The organism is Candidatus Epulonipiscium sp., assembly GCA_012519205.1.
GTDB lineage: Bacteria > Bacillota > Clostridia > Lachnospirales > Defluviitaleaceae > JAAYQR01.
Genome location: JAAYQR010000012.1, coordinates 1 through 19119, shown reverse-complemented (window position 1 = coordinate 19119; position 19119 = coordinate 1). Strand labels below are relative to the sequence as shown.

The following is a 19119-nucleotide window of genomic DNA, read 5'->3' as shown; positions in this document are numbered from 1 at the left end:
AATCACAGTAAAAAAATGTATATTATTTAAAGTAAAAACATTAGGATAAATTATAAGGAGTTATGAATATGTCAAATAAACTATTAACAATAAATAATTTGCATGCAAAAATTGGAGAAAATGATATTCTAAAGGGACTTAATTTAGAAATAGAAAAGGGAGAGGTCCATGTAATCATGGGACCTAATGGGGCAGGAAAATCTACCTTGGCAAATATTCTTATGGGGCATCCTAAATATGCAATCACCAAGGGACTAATCAATTTTTTAAATCAGCCAGTTAATGACTTAAAAGTTGATGAAAGGGCAAGACTTGGAATGTTTTTGTCTTTTCAGTATCCTGAAGAGATACCAGGGATTACAGTAGAAAGTTTCCTCCGTTCAGCAAAAATGGCAAAGACTGGTGAACCCATTAAAATTTTTGCCTTTAGAGAAATGCTAAAAGAAAAAATGGAACTTCTAGGGATACAGCAGGAATATTCCCTTAGATATTTAAATGAAGGTTTTTCAGGAGGGGAAAAAAAGAAAAATGAAATTCTCCAAATGTTGATATTAGAGCCGAAATTAGCAATATTAGATGAAACAGATTCAGGTCTTGATGTAGATGCTGTTAGAGTAGTCGCAACAGGGGTAAAGCAATATATGAACCCTGAAAATGCTGTTATAATTATAACCCATCACAGTAGCATACTAGAGTATCTAGAACCCGATTTTGTTCATATATTAATCGATGGGAAAATCATAAAAACCGGTAATTTAAACCTGATTGAAGAAATAGAAAAAGACGGTTTTGATAAATTTAGATGTCATATGTAGATTGGAAGTGATAAAGTGGAGGATATAAATAGAGGGCTATATGATAAAAAAAATAAATTTACCTATAGTTTTAAAACCGACAAGGGCCTAACAAAAGAAATAGTAACACAAATTTCAAGAGAAAAAAATGAACCGGATTGGATGACTAATTTTCGTCTAAAATCTTTAGAAATATATAACAATATGGATATCCCTAACTGGGGACCAGATATATCCGGGCTGGATATAGAGAATATAGTAACCTATGTAAGGCCCAATACGGATATGAAATATTCTTGGGAGGATGTACCGGAGGATATAAAGAATACTTTTACTTCCCTTGGGATACCAAAGGCAGAACATGCATCTTTAGCCGGGGTAGGTGCCCAATATGATTCAGAGGTGGTTTATCATAGCATTAAAGAGGAATTGGTAAAACAAGGTGTAATATATACGGATATGGAAAGTGCAGTCAGGGAATACGAAGATGTGGTAAAAAAATATTTTATGAAATGTGTACCACCAAATGATCATAAATTTGCAGCTCTACACGGTGCTGTTTGGTCGGGGGGTCTTTTGTGTATATACCTAAGGGGATAAGTGTGGAGATACCCTTACAATCCTATTTTAGGTTGAATGCCCGGGGGCAGGGCAATTTGAACATACTTTAATAATAGTTGAAGAGGGAGCATTTCTTCACTTTATAGAAGGCTGTTCAGCTCCAAAGTATTCTGTAAATAACTTACATGCTGGATGCGTAGAACTTTTTGTTAAAGAAAATGCAAGATTAAGATATAGTACTATTGAGAATTGGTCAAAAAATATGTATAACCTAAATACAAAAAGGGCCATTGTAGAAAAAGATGGAATAATTGAATGGGTATCTGGTTCTTTTGGTTCTAGGGTTTCGATGCTGTACCCCATGAGCATTTTAAAAGGTGAAAGAGCAAGGGCAGAATTTACAGGGGTAACCTTTGCAGGAGAGGGACAAAACTTAGATACGGGAGCTAAGATAATTCATGCTGCCCCTTATACTACATCGACAATTAATTCTAAATCCATCTCTAAGGATGGAGGCAGTGCAATCTATAGAGGAACTTTGAAAATTGCCCCCAATGCTTTTCATTCAAAAGCTACCATATCTTGTGAATCCCTCATGTTAGATAATAAGTCTAAATCGGATACTATACCGGTATTGGATATAAATAATGATGAGGTAGATATAGGTCATGAGGCTAAAATAGGACGTATTAGCGATGAGGCCATTTTTTATTTAATGAGTAGGGGAGTAGATGAAGTTGAGGCCAGAGGTATGATAGTTAGAGGTTTTGTGGAACCAATAGCTAAAGAATTACCCTTAGAATATGCAGTGGAAATGAACAATTTAATTAAACTAGAACTTGAAGGAAGTATAGGATAGGGGGGAGAATATTGGAAATTACTAAAGCAATGAATAAACTCCCTGTTGCTACCTATAGGTGGCTTAATGTAAATGAGTTTAATCTAAACGAAAACATTAATATGGAAAAGAGTCCCTATGTGAAGGAGTATCTCAGGGAAACCATTAATAAGGATATAATCATTAAAAAAATTAACAATGCCATAGATATAAAAAATTATACAGGAAGCTTAATTGGGAATGAATTAGAATATGGAGTATCTAAAGAACTAGCAGAGCATGGGGAAAACTCCTATAATACGGGAATATTTGCATATGTTCCCGAAGGTATAAAAGCAAAAGATATCATTAGATTAGAGTATGAATTGGATAATGAAAACAATCTAGTTGTAGATAAAAACATTATAATAGCAGGGAAAGACTCTAAATTGACAATCATTATTGATTATTCTACATTAGATTATACGAAGACCCTTCATAACGGTATAACAAAAATTTTTGCAAAAGAAGGCTCCGATATAACTCTTATTAAGATACAAAGAATGAATGATAAGTCTTATCATTTTGATTCGAATATTGCCTATATCGATTATGGGGCAAGGGTAAATTATATACAAGTAGAAATAGGAAGTAAAAAGGCTGTAACCAATTATACTAACAATCTCAAAGATAATGGCGAGGCATATATAGATTCTATTTATCTAGGTGACGGGAAGAGAGAAATAGACTTAAACTATCTCATGAACCACAGGGGAAAAAGAAGTATAAGTAATATCCAAACAAGAGGAGCCCTTAAAGATAGGGCAAAAAAGGTATTTAAAGGTACTATTGATTTTGAGACTGGAGCTAGTAAAGCAGTAGGCTGTGAAGAAGAATATGTCCTAGTATTTGATAAAAATGTGAAAACAACATCTATACCCCTACTTCTTTGTTCCGAAGATGATGTTCGGGGTCAGCATGCAGCTAGCATAGGAAAGGTAGATAATGAAAAACTTTTTTATATGATGAGCCGTGGTTTTAGCAAAGGCGAAGCTATGAAGATTGCAGTACAAGCCTCCTTTAATCCTATTATTGATAAAATTCCTCTAGAACACTTAAGAAAAATTATAGATAAAGAAATACATGGGAGGTTGCTCCATGGAAAAATTTGATATAAGGAAAATACGCAGAGATTTTGCGACTCTTAATCAAGAAGTTAACGGAAAACCCTTAATATATTTGGATAATGGCGCCACAACCCATAAGCCTAAGATGGTACTGGACAAAATGAGAGATTATTATAATAATTTTAATGGTAATCCTAATAGGGGGGCCCATTATCTTGGAGTTATGTCCACAAAGTTATACGAAGAGTCTAGAAACATAGTTAGGGAATTTGTTAATGCCTCATCCCCTAAGGAAATAATATTTACAAAAAATGCTACGGAAGCCCTTAACCTTATCGCACATTCCTATGGTATGAAATATATAGGGGAAGGGGATGAAATTGTAATTTGTATATCGGAACATCATAGTAATATTGTTCCATGGCAAAAGGTAGCTAAAGAAAAAAAGCTATTTTAAAATATTTATACTTAGATAAAGATTACTCCTTAAACATGGAGGAAGTGTATACTAAGATTACTGGCAAAACAAGGCTGGTGAGCATAGCCCATATGTCAAATGTCTTAGGAACTGTGTATCCTGTTAAAGAGATTACCGAATATGCCCACTTAAAGGGGGCTGTAGTTGTCATTGATGGGGCCCAAAGTATCCCTCATATTAAGACAGATGTTATAGATATAGATGCTGACTTTTTGGTGTTTTCTGGACATAAAATGCTTGGTCCCATGGGAATAGGTGTGCTCTATGGAAAAAAAGAACTTTTAGAAATTATGCCTCCCTTTCTTATGGGCGGAGATATGATTGAATATGTAGAGGAGCAAGAAACAACCTTTAATGAACTACCCCACAAGCTTGAGGCAGGTACTCCTAATGTGGAGGGGGCTATAGGATTGGCAGCGGCCATTAACTATTTGAATAAAATTGGTTTTAGTAATATAAATAGACATGAAAGGAAGCTTACAGCCTACGCCTTATCAAGTATGACTAAAATACCCTATGTAAAGGTATATGGTCCTATGGATTTGGATAGTAGGGGAGCTGTAATTTCCTTTAATATTGAGGGCTGTCACCCCCATGATGTAGCTAGTATAGTAGATTCTTATGGAGTAGCTCTTAGGGCGGGACATCATTGTGTTCAGCCATTGATGAAATATTTAAAGGTGTCTGCAACTTCAAGAATAAGTTTTTATTTATACAATACCAGCTCAGAAATTGACATTTTTATAGAAAGTATTAAACTGGTAAGGAAGTGGTTAAGGTATGGAGCTTGATTTAATATACACCGAATTGATTATGGAACACAGCCAAAGCAGTCATAACAAAAAAAGGCTAGACCATGCTGATTGTACCGAGAGGGGTCATAATCCCAGTTGCGGAGATGATATAACCCTAGAACTTAGATTTGACAAAGATAAAATTAAAGAGGCAGCATTTACAGGAAGCGGTTGTGCTATTTCCCAAGCTTCAACCTCCATGATGATAGACATTATTAAGGATAAATCTATCTTGGAAGTCATTAATATGGCTGATATCTTTATATCTATGATAAAAAAAGAAATTATAAACGAAGATGATTTAAGAATCCTAGAAGATGCCATAGCCTTTAAAAATATTTCAAATATGCCAGCCAGGGTAAAATGTGCCGTTCTTTCATGGCATACCCTAAAGGAAGCTATAAAAGGAGCTAACTAAATTATGGATAAAGAAATAATAATAGCAGAACATGCAGGGTTTTGTTTTGGGGTAAAAAGGGCTGTGGAGATGACAGTCAACCATGAAAAAATAGGGGGAACCGATACTTATACCCTAGGTCCTCTTATTCATAATAGTGATGTAATCAATCGCCTAAAAGATAATGATATTAATCCTATTACAAATAATGAAATAGAAAGTTTAAGTAATAAAGATAACATAGTAATAAGATCCCATGGAGTGACTAAGGATACCATAGATAAAATAAAAAAAACTGGCGCGAATATGATAGATGCTACTTGTCCCTTTGTCTCAAGTATTCATAAAAAGGCAAAAAGATACCATGATTTAGGTTATCAGATAATAATAGTAGGGGATAAGAACCACCCTGAGGTAATAGGGATTAATGGATGGTGTGATAATACTGCCATAATAACCAAGGATGGTAGTGATTTGAATAATCTTCCTGATAAGGTATGTATCGCTTCCCAAACCACAGAAAGATTAATTAATTATGAAACAGTAGTTAATATCGTCTCGAAAAAATGTAAAGAAGTAATAGCCTTTAACACTATATGTAATGCAACTAAAGAAAGACAAAATAGCGCTGATGAGGTTTCAAAAAGGGTTGACCTTATGATTGTTATCGGGGGTAAAAACAGCTCTAATAGCAAAAAATTATTTGAAATATGCAGTATTAATTGCAAGAACACTATTTTTATAGAAAATAGCAAAGAACTATCTAAAGATATAATAAATCAAAACGATATACGAAAGATAGGAATTACTGCAGGGGCATCCACCCCAGATTGGGTTATAAATGATATAATTAATAAGATAAAAAATGAAAAGTAGGAAGTGTAAAAGCATGGAAAGAATAGGTACAAAAAAAATCAAAGTAGGAAATACCTATGTTGGCGGAGACGCTTCAATCAAAGTCCAGTCAATGACCAATACGGATACAAGGGATATTAGGACTACGGTTTCTCAAATATGGGCTTTGGAAGAAGCAGGATGTGATATTATAAGATGTGCAGTCCCCGATATGGAAGCCAGTGAGGCTTTAGGTGGAATTATTAAGCAAATAAAAATACCCCTAGTAGCAGATATACATTTTGATTATAGACTAGCCCTTAAATCTATCAAAAACGGAGTAGCCGCCCTTAGGATAAATCCAGGAAATATCGGAAATAAAGATAAGGTTAAAGCAGTTGTCGAGGCAGCTAAGGATAAGGGAATACCCATTAGAATAGGGGTAAATTCTGGTTCCCTTCAAAAAGATATTTTGGAGAGCTATGGAAAAGTATGCCCTGAAGCCTTAGTAGATAGCGCCCTAAGACATGTTGATATACTAGAAGAGTTTAACTTTTTTGATATTGCTATATCTGTTAAATCTTCAGATGTTATGGAAATGATAGAATCCTACAGGCTTCTATCCAAAAAAGTTGATTACCCCCTCCATCTAGGTGTTACCGAATCAGGAACTAGAAGGATGGGAACCATAAAATCTAGTGTCGGCATAGGTGCTCTTTTAGCCGAAGGCATAGGAGATACCATAAGAGTATCCCTTACCGATGACCCTGTAGAAGAAATCAAAGTAGGAAGAGATATCCTAAAGTCCTTAGGCCTTTTAGAAGATGGTATAGAATTTATTTCATGCCCTACCTGCGGCAGGACCCAAATCAACTTAATCGAAATAGCAAAAGAAGTAGAAGAAAAATTGGCAAAGGTGAATAAACCTATAAAAGTAGCAGTGATGGGATGTGCGGTAAATGGTCCTGGGGAAGCCAAAAGAGCAGACATCGGCATAGCTGGCGGCAATGGTATGGGGCTCATATTTAAAAAAGGTGAAATCATCAAAAGAGTAAAAGAAGAAAATCTAGTAGATGAACTACTAAAAGAAATCGAAAAGTTATAATCTAAGGAGACCAAAATGATTTTATCGGGAAAAGAAATACAAAATAGGATTGGAAAAGATATATTTATAAAGCCTTTTAATTCAAATCAACTTAATCCCAACAGTTATAATCTAAGGCTTCATAACGAACTACTAGTCTATGAAGATAATGTGTTAGATATGAAAAAGGAAAATAAGGCAAGAAGTATCATAATCCCAGAAGACGGAATGATTTTAGAGCCCAACAAACTCTATCTTGGTAGAACCAAAGAATACACTAGGACAGAAAACTTTATCCCGATGCTTGAGGGGAGGTCTTCCATAGGAAGATTAGGACTCTTTATCCATGTCACAGCGGGCTTTGGAGATATTGGGTTTTCCGGATACTGGACTCTAGAAATTCACTGTATCCAACCCATTAAAATTTATCCTAATATCGAAATTTGTCAAATCTATTATCATGCCATAGAAGGGACCTACGAAAAATACAAAAGTGGCAAATACCAAAACAATACCGGTATCCAACCAAGCTTATTATATAAGGATTTCGAAATAAAATAATCATGGAACATATTTTTACGAGATTACGTCAAATATATGTATAAATCCATAGACATAAAATTAGGAGGCTGTAAAAGTGAAAAAAATAATATCAATTTTAGGATTAATGGTTTTAGTGGTTTTAACAGCAGTAGGGTGTGGCACAAAAACTGGTAAGGAAGCCAGTGCACCGGTATCCGAAATCGTCGATAAAATTCAGGGGGAGAAGGAATGGCCTATACTTATGGACCTAGATGATACGACCTTAAATGAAATTTATGGCATTGATTTAAGTTTATTGGAAGAATATGCGGTTAAAATCCCTATGATGAATATCAAAACCAATGAATTAGCGGTAATTAAAGTTAAAGATGAAGCAAAGGTTGAAGAGGTTAAGAAAAATGTTGAACAAAGAGCAGAAATGGTAAAGCAAAGCTTTGAACACTACTTGCCGGATCAATATGAAATTGCAAAAAATTATTTATTAGAAGTTAAGGGGAAGTATATTTTATTTGTTATCGATGAGGATGCCGACAAAGCACAGGAGGTATTTAACAGTTATTTTAAATAAACCTGAAAAAGCCTAATAATAATTATCAATCTTGTCATTATTAAGCTATTTAGTGACTTCATCTATGAGGTACTTCTTTTATATTCATAGATAAAAGGATGATAACCATGGTTTTTAGTAGCATTTTTTTCTTATTTTATTTTTTGCCGATTGTACTTTTGATTTATTATGCAGTTCCTAGAAGGTTTAAAAATGCAGTGTTGTTTATTACAAGCCTTATTTTTTATGGATGGGGAGAACCAATTTATATTACTATTATGATTTTTTCTACTCTCGTAGATTACAGCCATGGTATTCTTATTGATAAGTATAGAGGTAATAAACTAAAAACAAAGTTACTACTTTTATCCTCTATTGCGATTAACCTGGGACTACTAGCCTTCTTCAAGTATTCAGATTTCTTTATTCAAAATATCAATGAGTTATTTAGTACTAATTTTGCTTATGTAGACCTGCCATTGCCAATTGGGATTTCATTTTATACTTTTCAGACGATGTCCTATACAATAGATGTGTATCTTAACAAATCCCCGGTTCAAAGAAACATTATTTCATTTGGAGCCTATGTTACTTTATTCCCACAACTAATAGCAGGACCCATTGTCCAATACAATACCATCGCCAATCAACTGGATAACAGAAAGGAAAATACCTTACAGTTTACTTCGGGCATAGAAAGATTCGTTATCGGTTTGGGCAAAAAAGTATTGTTAGCTAACAATATAGGTATGCTATGGGATGAGATAAGTGGACTATCTATAAATAATATGACAATTCTTACTGCTTGGTTAGGGATTATTGCCTTTAGCTTTCAAATTTATTTTGATTTTAGTGGCTACTCAGACATGGCCATAGGACTTGGCAAAATGCTGGGATTTGATTTTCTTGAAAACTTTAACTATCCATATATCTCAAAAAGCATCACGGAATTTTGGAGAAGATGGCATATATCCTTAGGGTCATGGTTTAGGGATTATGTATATATTCCCTTGGGAGGCAATAGGGTAGGAAAAGTAAAACTTTTTAGAAACATTGCTATCGTTTGGTTTTTAACTGGATTTTGGCATGGAGCCAGTTGGAATTATATATTGTGGGGAATATACTTTGGAATTATTTTAAGCCTTGAAAAAGTCTTTGTTCTAAAGATGTTAAACAGAGTACATCCTATAATCGGACATATTTATGCCATAATTTTAATAATATTTGGATGGGTACTTTTTGCTTTTGAAAATATAGTAGATGGGCTTAGGTATTTTAAAGTAATGCTGGGATATGTGGGACTACCCCTTTATGATAAAAGGTTTTTATACTATTTAACAAGCTATGGGGTAATTTTACTTTTATCAGTATTTTGCTCTACGCCAATATTTAAAGGGTTAAAAGGTATTTTCTTAGGTGTAGTTTACTGATAATCATGATTTTTTCCATAGCCTATCTAGTTGATAGTACCTATAATCCTTTCTTATATTTTAGATTTTGATATCTCCCATTAATATATTTGCATTTTTGTTATCCTGAGCATAGCAAAGGATTTTGTTTGTATCTTTAGACCCTTTGTACCATAAAGCATCTTTATAAAAGGAGTAATATCTAATGACTGTTAATAAGGACAAACTCACCATTGGGATATTTTGTGGTATTATATATATGGGTCTTATCTTCAACTTAATTCTGCCAAACCGTAGGTTTTCCACCTTTGAGAATCGTATGCTTCAGCAAAGGCCTAAGATAACGAGGAAGGCCCTTATATCGGGGAAATTAAGAGATGAAGTGGAAGACTATGTGGCAGATCAGTTTGTTGCCAGAGATTTTTGGATAGATTTGAAGTCAAAGATTGAAATATCCATAGGCAAAAACGAGAATAATGGCATATACTTTGGGAAAGATGGCTTTTTATTAGAAAAGTTTGAAAGGCCTTCTGAGGAGATATTAGATAAAAATATAGAAAGTATTTTGCAATTTTCTAAGAAAAGCTTTAAGGATATACTTTTGCTTCTTGTCCCCAATTCTGTAGCCATATACAAGGATAAGCTACCAAACTATGCAGCCCCCTATCCCCAAGAAAAAATACTGGAGTATATCGAAGGTAGAACTAAAGATAGTTTAAAATTTGTTGATGTTTATGATTCTCTATTGGAAAATAAGAAGGACTATATTTTTTATAAGACAGACCACCACTGGACCACAGAAGGCGCTTATTATGGCTATAGAAGCTTTATGGAGACAGAAGGACTCACCCCTATTCCTTTAGAAGATTTTAATAAGGAAGCTGTAAGCAGCAATTTCTTTGGGAGTTATTATTCAAAAGCTAGACAGAGTAGAAAAACAGGAGATACTATAGAAATTTTTACACCTGAAAATCCTGTTAAAACCATAGTTGACTATAAAGACGAAAACAAAAAAACTCATTCTATATATGAATTAAATCATCTAGAAGAAAAAGATAAATATGCTATGTTTTTGGATGGGAATCATGGGTTACTAACCATTACTACAGATATTGATAGTGATAAGAACTTGCTTATTATAAAGGATTCCTTTGCCAATGGAATGATTCCTTTTTTGACAAGTCATTATAAAACCATCCATGTAATTGACCCAAGATACTATAACCTAAGTTTAGAAAAATATATAAAAGAAAACCATATAGATACAATACTTATTTTGTATAACGTATCCGGGTTTACAACAGATACAAGCTTATCAAAAATAAAGCTATAATATGGTACCAGATATATATAAAATAAAGACTCCCCAAAGGGAGTCTTTATTTTATTATTTTATAACACTAACGATGGTTTCATTAGGTTTGATAGGGCTAACTTCTGGGTGAAGATTTAGGTCTTCAATAGTTATGATATCATTTCTATTTTTCTGTCTTATGTCCACAGTGATTGAATCGGGTATATCTTTTACCTTACCAACCACCTCAATTTGCGGCTCATTAACCACCAAGAGGAATCTTTTTGCCTCAAGTTGCTCTTTGCCTTCATAAACAATAGGGATATCCCAACGAACTATTTCCTCATTATCAACCAATTGTAAATCCATATGTAGGATTTCGTTGGTTATTGGTTTTTTGTCTATATCTTTTATGATTGCAACCCTGGATTCTTCATCTATAACTAGATTTAACTTTGCTTTTTCACCACATTTTTTCAGGATATTAACTAAAAGATTTTTATCTAATTTTATTGTTTCAGTGGTTATGCCCCTACCGTAAACAACAGCTGGTATGAATCCTTGGTTTCTTGTTTTTTTACCATTCTCAGTTCTTTTTAATGCAGTAATTTGATTAACAGACATCTTAAAACCTCCTTGGCAAATGATAGTATGTATTGAGTTGAAAATATTAGAAGGCATATCTATTTATGATGGAGTGCCTTCTAGTACTATACCATATGTGGTAATGCATGTCAAATGTGGTATTCATACTATTTGTAAGGTAGAAATTGGAACAAACCACCAATGAATAAAATTTCAATAAATGGAAAATATATCTGTAAAATAAGCAGATATGGGTATATAGGAGGTTGCATATTGGAAACCACAGTAACAGTAGGAAAAAGTGTCATTAGGATAGATAGTATGGATAAGGCCTGTGGTAGGGTAAAGTTTAATAGTGATGTCATTATCCCGGGAATTCTGTACTGTAAAATGGTTACAAGCAAGTTTGCCCATGCTAAAATTAAGGCTATAGATATATCGCGGGCATCTAAAGCATCGGGGGGGACAAGGAATTATAACAGGGAGTGACACCGGCGGGGTTCTCACAGGAACCTTTGTTGAAGACCGCCCTCCCCTTGCAGTTGAAAAGGTAAGATATTTTGGAGAACCTATTGCTGTAGTGATTGCAGAAAGTGAACTGGAAGCTTCTAGGGCCGTAGAAATGATAAAAGTAGAATATGATCCGCTTCCTGTTATTAACTCGCCTGGAGATGCTCTAAAGCAGGGGGCAGCATTAGTTCACGAGAATTTAGGAAATTACAGGATAATGAAGGCATGTACTCCAGTTCCAGGGACAAATAATGCCAACCATGTAAAGATTCGAAAGGGTGATATGACAAAAGGATGGAGAAAGAGTGAAGTGATAGTAGAAGAGGACTTTTTTCTCCCTCAATCAGATCATATAGCTATGGAAACCCGTTCGGTTAGGGCAGAAATAAGACCTGATGGGCATATTATTATCCATTCTACATCACAAGGACCGTACATTATAAGGAAAAAGTTGAGCAGACACTTTAATATTGACACGGGCAAAATTACTGTACATACACCTATGGTAGGGGGAGCTTTTGGAGGAAAGGCTGCAGTTCAGTTAGAGATGATAGCATATCTTGCATCTAAGGCGGTGGATGGTAAAGAAGTTATTATTGTAAATTCAAGGGAAGAGGATATGATAAGCTCCCCTTGCCGTATAGGTCTTGAGGCTAAAGTTAAATTAGGGGCTTCCAGGGATGGGAAAATAAGGGCAGCAGAAATTACCTATCTCGTGGATACGGGGCTTATTCAGATATGGGGGCTGTTATTACTAAATCTATCGCCTCTGATTGCACGGGTCCATACAATATTGAAAATGTATGGTGTGATTCCATGTGTGTTTATACTAATCACCCCTACGTAACATCTTTTAGGGGATTTGGGCATCTAGAGTATACAATTGCTATAGAAAGAACCATGGATAAATTAGCTCACGCTCTAGGGATTGACCCGATAGAATTAAGACTTAAGAACGCTATAATTCCAGGGGATACTACTCCAACTCAGGTAGAGTTAACTAGATCGAATATTGGGAACTTACCAGAATGCATAGGAAGGCTTAAGGATGTAATGAATTGGGAAGAAGGACAAAGGATCGATATTGGAAATAACAAAGTAAGGGCTAAAGGAATAGCCTGCTTTTGGAAGACATCGAGCACTCCGCCGGATGCTGCATCGGGGGCTGTTATTACATTTAGTCCTGATGGGTGTGCCAATCTAAGCATTGGCGCAGTTGAATTAGGGCAAGGTTCTAAAACAACTTTAGCACAAATCTTAGCTGAAAAATTAAGATTAGACATTAGTAGGATAAATGTTTCTATAGATGTGAATACCCAGGATAATCTAGAGCACTGGAAAACAGTTGCTAGCAGTACAACCTATATGGTGGGTAATGCGGTAATTGCAGCAGCCGAGGATGTGATAGAGCAGATAAAGGCTATCTCCTCCATTGTTCTAAGATGTGAGGCCAAAGATATTGAAATTGCAGATGGTAAGGCATTTTTAAAAAACAATCCCAAAAAATATATCGATATCACCGAGGTTATCCACGGATATAGGTACCCCAATGGCAATTCCATAGGGGGACAAATTATAGGACGGGGAAGTTTTATTATGAGGCACCTTAGCGGTATGGATAAGGAAACAGGCAAGGGCACCCCGGGACCGCTTTGGACCATAGGCGCTCAAGGAATAGAAGTAGAGTTTGATACGAAGGAGTATACCTATGAAGTTGTTAAGGCAAATTCAGCTATCGATGCGGGGAAAATTATAAATCCAATGGCAGCCAAAGGTGTAACCATGGGGGGTATGGCTATGGGACTGAGTATAGCAAGTAGCGAGGCATTCATATATAACGATATGGGAGTTATCTTAAATCCGAATCTGCGTACCTATAAATCTATACGATTTGGTGAAGAACCGGAATACTTGGTAGAATTTATTGAAACACCTGAAGGGGATGGACCTTACGGAGCCCGTGGACTTGGAGAACATGGTCTTGTTGGCATACCTGGGGCATTACTAAATAGTCTATCGATAGCAGCACAGGCTGATTTAAATAGATTACCACTAACTCCAGAGACCATATGGAGGACAAAGACAGGAGAAACTATATGATAGGATTTGATTTTGATTATTATAAACCCAATTCTATAGAAGAAGCCCAAAAGGCATATAAAGATTTGAAAAGCCAAGGAAAAGTTGCAATTTATTATTCAGGAGGCACAGAGATTATAAGTAAGGCTAGGGTAAATCAGATCCACTTTGATGCCATAATTGATATTAAGGGAATACCTGAATGCAGTATATATGGCTTTAAAGAAGATAAACTTATAATAGGCGCCGCCACCACTCTGACCCAAATATCAGATTCGGCATTTTTTCCACTGCTTAGCCAATCTTGCAGAAATACAGCTGACCATACAGCAAGGGATAAAATAACTATAGGGGGGAACATCTGTGGCAAGATTATCTATAAAGAGCCCCTTCTTCCTTTATTGTTATCAGACGGAGAGGCGGTTATTTCCGATGGAGAAGGAGTAAAATCCGTACCCCTTACACAGATTTTTGATAAAGAGCTACAACTTGAGGAGGGAGAATTTCTAATACAAATTACCATTAATAAGGAGTATATTTTCCTACCCTATATTAACATCAAAAAGACAAAGCAGGGAAAGGTCGATTATCCATTGGTTACAGTAGCTTCTATCAAAAAGGATAATAAAATAAGAATTGCCTTTAGTGGTTTATGTTCCTATCCCTTTAGATTATATGAAATAGAAGACAACCAAAACAATATAAACAATGAAATTAAGATAGAATTTAATAATATTATGGATTTTCTGCCCTCACCCATAATGGAGGATATATTAGGCACAGCTGAATACCGTAAATTTGTAACACGAAATACATTAGACGAAGCTTTAGAAAAACTGGGAGGAGTCTTATGTTAGAGATAAAAGGTAAGAGTATAATCGATATTAACATAAATGGGACTATAAAAAGTGTAATGGTAAGGCCGGCAGATACACTTCTTCATGTGATTAGGAATCAACTAGGGCTTACAGGGGCTAAAAATGGATGCGAAAATGGAGATTGTGATGGCTGTACTGTATTGGTAGACGATTGGCCTGTAAAGTCATGCCTTATGCTTGCCGTTGAAGCAATAGGTCATAAGATAGTCACCATAGAGGGATTGAAAAATGAGCCTATACAAAATGCTTTTGTGGAGAAGTTTGCCATTCAATGTGGCTATTGTACCCCTGGGATGATTATGAATTGCCATGGATTGATTAAGAATTTTCCTAATGCTACTGGAAAAATAATAGAGGAGTGGCTAGAATCTAACCTCTGCAGGTGCACGGGCTATCATGAAATAAGAGAAGCTATTAAATCAGTCATAAATCGTTAATTTTGTAAAGGGTTCTTCATGAATAATAAAGACAGTTATCAAATTATTTATCCAGAATAATCCTAAATCATATAAACAGGCTTAATTAAGCCTGTTTATTGTTGGGTATTAGGATTATTAGCTTGTTTTAAGTGCTTAAGTCTATTATCTAGAGTATAAAGATGATTTGTAATATCCGTGAGCATATTCCTGTACATCTTTTTTACCTCAACATCAATATCCAAGATAGCCATCGCTTCGTAACTTCCCTTTGTATCTTCAACAGTTATAATACATTTCTCTAAAAAATACTGTTCTGACATAAAAATCACCTCAATTTACTAATTATGATTTAATACCCATGATATAGTATGTGTAGAAATCGACAGGATATAAATTTAAACAGGTTCATGTTTAAATGGATAAAGAAATACAGTATAATAAAGAAATATATTATATTTAGGAGGGATTTTGTGGTAAAAGAAAGGGAAAAATTTTCATCGCGGTTGGGATTCATTTTGATTTCTGCAGGCTGTGCTATAGGATTAGGTAATGTATGGAGATTCCCATATATTACGGGGTTATATGGTGGAGGAATTTTTGTATTAATTTATTTTTTGTTCCTTATAATATTTGGCTTACCCATCATGGTTATGGAATTTTCTGTTGGCCGTGCTAGCAAAAAAAGTATTGCTACGTCCTTTGATATTTTAGAGCCAAAGGGTAGCAAGTGGCATTTTTTCAAATGGTTTGGGATGGCGGGGAATTACTTGCTTATGATGTTTTATACCACCATTACGGGATGGATGTTGGCTTATCTTTTCTTTATGATCAGGGGAGATTTTGTAGGTATCACATCAGCAGAAGTAGAAACTATTTTTGACAATCTTACTGCAAATGCTGGGGCAAGCATCCTTTGGATGATTATTGCTTGTCTTTTGGGATTTGGAGTTTGTTCCTTAGGACTGCAAAAAGGAGTAGAAAAAGTGACCAAAACAATGATGTTGGCACTTTTATTTATAATGTCTGCCTTAGTAATTCGCTCTGTTACACTTCCTAATGCGGGGGAAGGGCTCAAATTTTACCTTTTACCTCATATTGATAGCATTAGGGAAAATGGACTTTGGTCAACAATTTATGCTGCCATGGGTCAATCTTTTTTTACTCTAAGTATTGGTATGGGCTGCATGGCTATATTTGGAAGCTATATTTCTCAAGATAGAAGATTACTTGGAGAAGGTCTAAGCATTACAATTCTTGATACTTTTGTAGCAATTATGGCAGGACTTATTATTTTCCCTGCATGCTTTTCTTTTGGTGTTAATCCCGGGAGCGGGCCTGGACTTGTTTTTATAACCCTACCCAATATATTCAACCATATGCCCCTTGGAAGGATTTGGGGAATAGGATTTTTCATATTCATGGTATTTGCAGCTTTATCTACGGTGATTGCAGTATTCGAAAATATTATTTCTTTTGGAATGGACCTTTCAAATTGGTCAAGAAAAAAATCAGTGCTAATCAACTTGATTGCAGTTATCATTTTATCTATACCAGTTGCCCTTGGGTTTAATATTTGGAGTAGCTTCGCACCCCTAGGGGAAGGCAGTACCATATTGGATCTAGAAGACTTCATTGTAAGTAATAATATCTTGCCTTTAGGTTCATTAGTGTATGTTTTGTTTTGTGTTAGCCGTTATGGTTGGGGTTGGGATAGTTTCCTTGGGGAAGCCAATGAAGGCACGGGATTAAAGTTTCCTAAATGGCTAAGGCCTTATTTAACATTTGTTTTACCTATACTAGTCCTAGCAATTTTCATCCTAGGTTATATAGAAAAGTTTGCTTAACCCTATTTATTTATCATAGGCAAATGAAGGGTATAGGTATTTAAAACAATTCTTTTTAACTAGATAGATTGCTGCAACCAAAGTTATCATTTCCGATAGAACGAAGCTAAGCCATACACCGGTCATTTGAAAGGAAATAGATAGAATGATAGCCAAAGGAATAATGAGAAAGCCACTGCGGAGTACTGATATAACAAGGGCAGATTTTGCTTTGTTTATGGAGCTTAGTACAGAAGAAATGATAATATTAACCCCAGCAAAGAAGAAGCCGGCAAAATAAATAATTAGTCCATAAGCAGCAGTTTTAGATAATATATCTATATTGTCTCTATTAAATATATTTACCAATGAAGTATTAAAAATCACAATTAAAACATACAAAGATAGTGAAATTCCAAGGGATAGATATATTGCATATAGGAGTAAATCTTTGATGTTATCATAATTCCCCCTACCAAAATTTTTACTTAAAAGGGGTTGGGTTCCTTGGGCGATTCCGGTAAAAATAGCAGTGGCTACTAATGCCAAATTAGCCACGATGCCATAGGCAGCTACTCCTATATTTCCGGCGATACCTAGGATAAGCAAATTAAATACAATAAGAATAATTCCAGATGCAACCTCAGAAACAAAGGAGGATACCCCTAGGCTGCAGATATTAACAATATCTGCAGTTTTTAATTTTGACTTGGCAAAATGAAAATTGTTTTTCTTTTTTATATAGTGAAGTGCTAAGATAGACATACTTATTATAGGGGCAAGTCCTGTGGCAAAGGCTGCCCCAAACATACCCAGATTAAGGGGGAAAATAAAAATATAGTCTAAAATAACATTTGATATACTTCCTATTAACATAGCAATCATAGATAGTTTGGGACTATTATCATTTCTAATAAAGGCAATGAAAATATTATTAAGAATAAAGCAGGGCGAAAAGATTAAAATAGTTTTCAAGTAAATATTTGTTTTATCAAGGATACCCTTATTGGCACCCAATAAAGCACTAAGGGTTGAGGAGCCAAGTAAGCCAATTAGGGAGAATACAATACCAAATAATATACCAATTTTTATTGAATGTGTGAAAAATACATTTGCTTTATCTTGCTCATTTCGGGCTCTATGGATAGAGTACCTTGTAGCGCCACCTATGCCAATCATAAGTCCGGCAGCACTAATAAAACTATAGATAGCGATGGATAGATTAAGAGCAGCTAATCCATCTGCCCCTAATCCTTTAGAAACAAAAAATGTATCTGCTAAAATATAACATGAAAGACCAATCATCCCCATAACATTTGCTGATACATATTGTAAAAAAGACTTTTTTGTATTCATTTTATCAGCTCCTTTTAAATAGTGCATAAAAAAATACCTAACGCTTATCCCTACCAAGACCTAAAGGGATAAAGTTAAGCATTCATGCAGGTTACCCGGTGGCACCCCACAAGAACTTCAATGATAGCATAGATATCCAATTTTGTCAAAAGGCATATTCCGCCTTTTCCATTAATAATATAATTATATAATATAAGAATGGAGGGGTCTTTTTGTTGCCAATTGAGGAGTTTATAAGGATTTCTATAGAAACAAATCTTTTCTTTCAAAGAATTATGAAGGAACATCTGTTTTTTATTCAGGTTAATTTACAACCTACAAATCCTGAGTATATAAGAGAAGCCAATGGGTTAAAGCAAGTATTTGAAGATCTTCTAGCTGAAACGGTAACCCATGCTAACGGGAATGTATCAGAAAGTGCTATTAAATCCGGTGAATTTGTAACACCTTACACCCTAAAGGCAGAGGAAATCAACAAGAAATTGACAGGAGCAAGCCTTAATACAGAGATTACCAAATCGGAAGTTAGATTGATTGGCAATCAAAACCGCGGATATATGAAATGGTTAGAAGGTGTAGTGTTCGATATTAATGCCAGAACATTAAACCAGCTTAAAAAGGTAATCATATTTCAGGAGAAATTAATTACCTTAGTTTCTGAATGTAAAATATTCATTCCTTTATATCTCGAAATGTTAAAGCATGATACCCACGAAGCAAAGCACTACCAGAAAATATTGCAATCCCTTCAGGAAAAGAAGGCGACGCAAGAGGACCCATGCGAAAGTCT

The 19119-nt window shown here is 35.1% G+C and carries 15 protein-coding genes and 4 pseudogenes; 16 read left to right on the top strand and 3 right to left on the bottom strand.

Going from position 1 to position 19119, the window contains the following annotated elements:
- Positions 1–68 precede the first annotated feature (68 nt).
- The 11 genes and pseudogenes from sufC (at position 69) to GX308_03920 (ending at position 10718) form a co-directional block, all read left to right on the top strand.
- A complete protein-coding gene (sufC, locus tag GX308_03970) occupies positions 69–815 on the top strand; it encodes a Fe-S cluster assembly ATPase SufC (protein NLK21234.1) in 747 nt (248 codons plus the stop codon).
- Positions 816–2214: pseudogene (gene sufB, locus GX308_03965) on the top strand (Fe-S cluster assembly protein SufB).
- An 11-nt stretch (positions 2215–2225) separates the two neighbouring features.
- Positions 2226–3344 (top strand): Fe-S cluster assembly protein SufD, encoded by a 1119-nt coding sequence (gene sufD, locus GX308_03960; GenBank protein ID NLK21233.1) that lies wholly within the window; start codon positions 2226–2228, stop codon positions 3342–3344.
- Positions 3316–4568: pseudogene (locus GX308_03955) on the top strand (cysteine desulfurase). The gene sufD and the pseudogene GX308_03955 overlap by 29 nt, the downstream one beginning before the upstream one ends.
- Positions 4558–4989 carry an SUF system NifU family Fe-S cluster assembly protein gene (locus tag GX308_03950; GenBank protein NLK21232.1) on the top strand — a complete coding sequence of 144 codons (432 nt, stop codon included), beginning with the start codon at positions 4558–4560 and terminating at the stop codon, positions 4987–4989. The pseudogene GX308_03955 and the gene GX308_03950 overlap by 11 nt, the downstream one beginning before the upstream one ends.
- Before the next feature lie 3 nt (positions 4990–4992).
- Entirely contained in the window at positions 4993–5844 is an 852-nt protein-coding gene (gene ispH, locus GX308_03945; GenBank protein NLK21231.1) for a 4-hydroxy-3-methylbut-2-enyl diphosphate reductase, read from the top strand.
- Entirely contained in the window at positions 5834–6907 is a 1074-nt protein-coding gene (ispG, locus tag GX308_03940) for a flavodoxin-dependent (E)-4-hydroxy-3-methylbut-2-enyl-diphosphate synthase (protein ID NLK21230.1), read from the top strand. The genes ispH and ispG overlap by 11 nt, the downstream gene beginning before the upstream one ends.
- A 15-nt stretch (positions 6908–6922) precedes the next feature.
- The gene (locus GX308_03935; protein ID NLK21229.1) at positions 6923–7447 is read left to right on the top strand and encodes a dCTP deaminase; all 525 of its coding nucleotides are present in this window, start codon (positions 6923–6925) and stop codon (positions 7445–7447) included.
- 76 nt (positions 7448–7523) lie between these two features.
- Positions 7524–7997, top strand: coding sequence for a DUF4358 domain-containing protein (locus GX308_03930; GenBank protein NLK21228.1), 474 nt, complete (start codon positions 7524–7526; stop codon positions 7995–7997).
- 107 nt (positions 7998–8104) lie between these two features.
- Positions 8105–9477 (top strand): annotated as a pseudogene (locus GX308_03925) (MBOAT family protein).
- Between the two features lie 113 nt (positions 9478–9590).
- On the top strand, positions 9591–10718 hold the full coding sequence (locus tag GX308_03920; GenBank protein NLK21227.1) for a hypothetical protein: 1128 nt from the start codon (positions 9591–9593) through the stop codon (positions 10716–10718).
- 54 nt (positions 10719–10772) lie between these two features.
- Here GX308_03920 and GX308_03915 read toward each other — a convergent pair whose 3' ends face one another.
- Positions 10773–11303, bottom strand: a complete 531-nt coding sequence (locus tag GX308_03915) for a 50S ribosomal protein L25 (GenBank protein NLK21226.1) — start codon at positions 11301–11303, stop codon at positions 10773–10775.
- 162 nt (positions 11304–11465) lie between these two features.
- Between GX308_03915 and GX308_03910 the strand changes: the two are divergent.
- From GX308_03910 to GX308_03900, 3 genes and pseudogenes are all read left to right on the top strand, one after another.
- Positions 11466–13874 (top strand): annotated as a pseudogene (locus tag GX308_03910) (xanthine dehydrogenase family protein molybdopterin-binding subunit).
- Positions 13871–14710 carry a xanthine dehydrogenase gene (locus GX308_03905; protein ID NLK21225.1) on the top strand — a complete coding sequence of 280 codons (840 nt, stop codon included), beginning with the start codon at positions 13871–13873 and terminating at the stop codon, positions 14708–14710. Before GX308_03910 ends, GX308_03905 begins: the two are co-directional and overlap by 4 nt.
- Complete coding sequence (locus tag GX308_03900; GenBank protein NLK21224.1) at positions 14704–15168, top strand: (2Fe-2S)-binding protein; 465 nt, start codon at positions 14704–14706, stop codon at positions 15166–15168. The genes GX308_03905 and GX308_03900 overlap by 7 nt, the downstream gene beginning before the upstream one ends.
- Before the next feature lie 95 nt (positions 15169–15263).
- Here GX308_03900 and GX308_03895 read toward each other — a convergent pair whose 3' ends face one another.
- Positions 15264–15470 carry a hypothetical protein gene (locus GX308_03895; protein NLK21223.1) on the bottom strand — a complete coding sequence of 69 codons (207 nt, stop codon included), beginning with the start codon at positions 15468–15470 and terminating at the stop codon, positions 15264–15266.
- 87 nt (positions 15471–15557) lie between these two features.
- Between GX308_03895 and GX308_03890 the strand changes: the two genes are divergently transcribed.
- Positions 15558–16994: a sodium-dependent transporter gene (locus tag GX308_03890; protein NLK21222.1), complete on the top strand. Its 1437-nt coding sequence runs from the start codon at positions 15558–15560 to the stop codon at positions 16992–16994.
- Positions 16995–17000: 6 nt separating this feature from the next.
- Here the strand turns inward: GX308_03890 and GX308_03885 are convergent, their stop codons facing one another.
- A complete protein-coding gene (locus tag GX308_03885) occupies positions 17001–18329 on the bottom strand; it encodes an MATE family efflux transporter (protein ID NLK21221.1) in 1329 nt (442 codons plus the stop codon).
- Between the two features lie 212 nt (positions 18330–18541).
- On the opposite strand from GX308_03885, the gene GX308_03880 reads away from it, so the two are divergent.
- Positions 18542–19119 (top strand): DUF2935 domain-containing protein (locus GX308_03880; GenBank protein ID NLK21220.1); only part of this gene is annotated, 578 nt, incomplete at its 3' end.

Coding starts and splice junctions, on each gene's coding strand:
- sufC (NLK21234.1), top strand. CDS start 69: ATGTCAAATAAACTATTAACAATAAATAATTTGCATGCAAAAATTGGA.
- GX308_03950 (NLK21232.1), top strand. CDS start 4,558: ATGGAGCTTGATTTAATATACACCGAATTGATTATGGAACACAGCCAA.
- ispH (NLK21231.1), top strand. CDS start 4,993: ATGGATAAAGAAATAATAATAGCAGAACATGCAGGGTTTTGTTTTGGG.
- ispG (NLK21230.1), top strand. CDS start 5,834: ATGAAAAGTAGGAAGTGTAAAAGCATGGAAAGAATAGGTACAAAAAAA.
- GX308_03935 (NLK21229.1), top strand. CDS start 6,923: ATGATTTTATCGGGAAAAGAAATACAAAATAGGATTGGAAAAGATATA.
- GX308_03920 (NLK21227.1), top strand. CDS start 9,591: ATGACTGTTAATAAGGACAAACTCACCATTGGGATATTTTGTGGTATT.
- GX308_03915 (NLK21226.1), bottom strand. CDS start 11,303: ATGTCTGTTAATCAAATTACTGCATTAAAAAGAACTGAGAATGGTAAA.
- GX308_03905 (NLK21225.1), top strand. CDS start 13,871: ATGATAGGATTTGATTTTGATTATTATAAACCCAATTCTATAGAAGAA.
- GX308_03900 (NLK21224.1), top strand. CDS start 14,704: ATGTTAGAGATAAAAGGTAAGAGTATAATCGATATTAACATAAATGGG.
- GX308_03895 (NLK21223.1), bottom strand. CDS start 15,470: ATGTCAGAACAGTATTTTTTAGAGAAATGTATTATAACTGTTGAAGAT.
- GX308_03890 (NLK21222.1), top strand. CDS start 15,558: ATGTTTAAATGGATAAAGAAATACAGTATAATAAAGAAATATATTATA.
- GX308_03885 (NLK21221.1), bottom strand. CDS start 18,329: ATGAATACAAAAAAGTCTTTTTTACAATATGTATCAGCAAATGTTATG.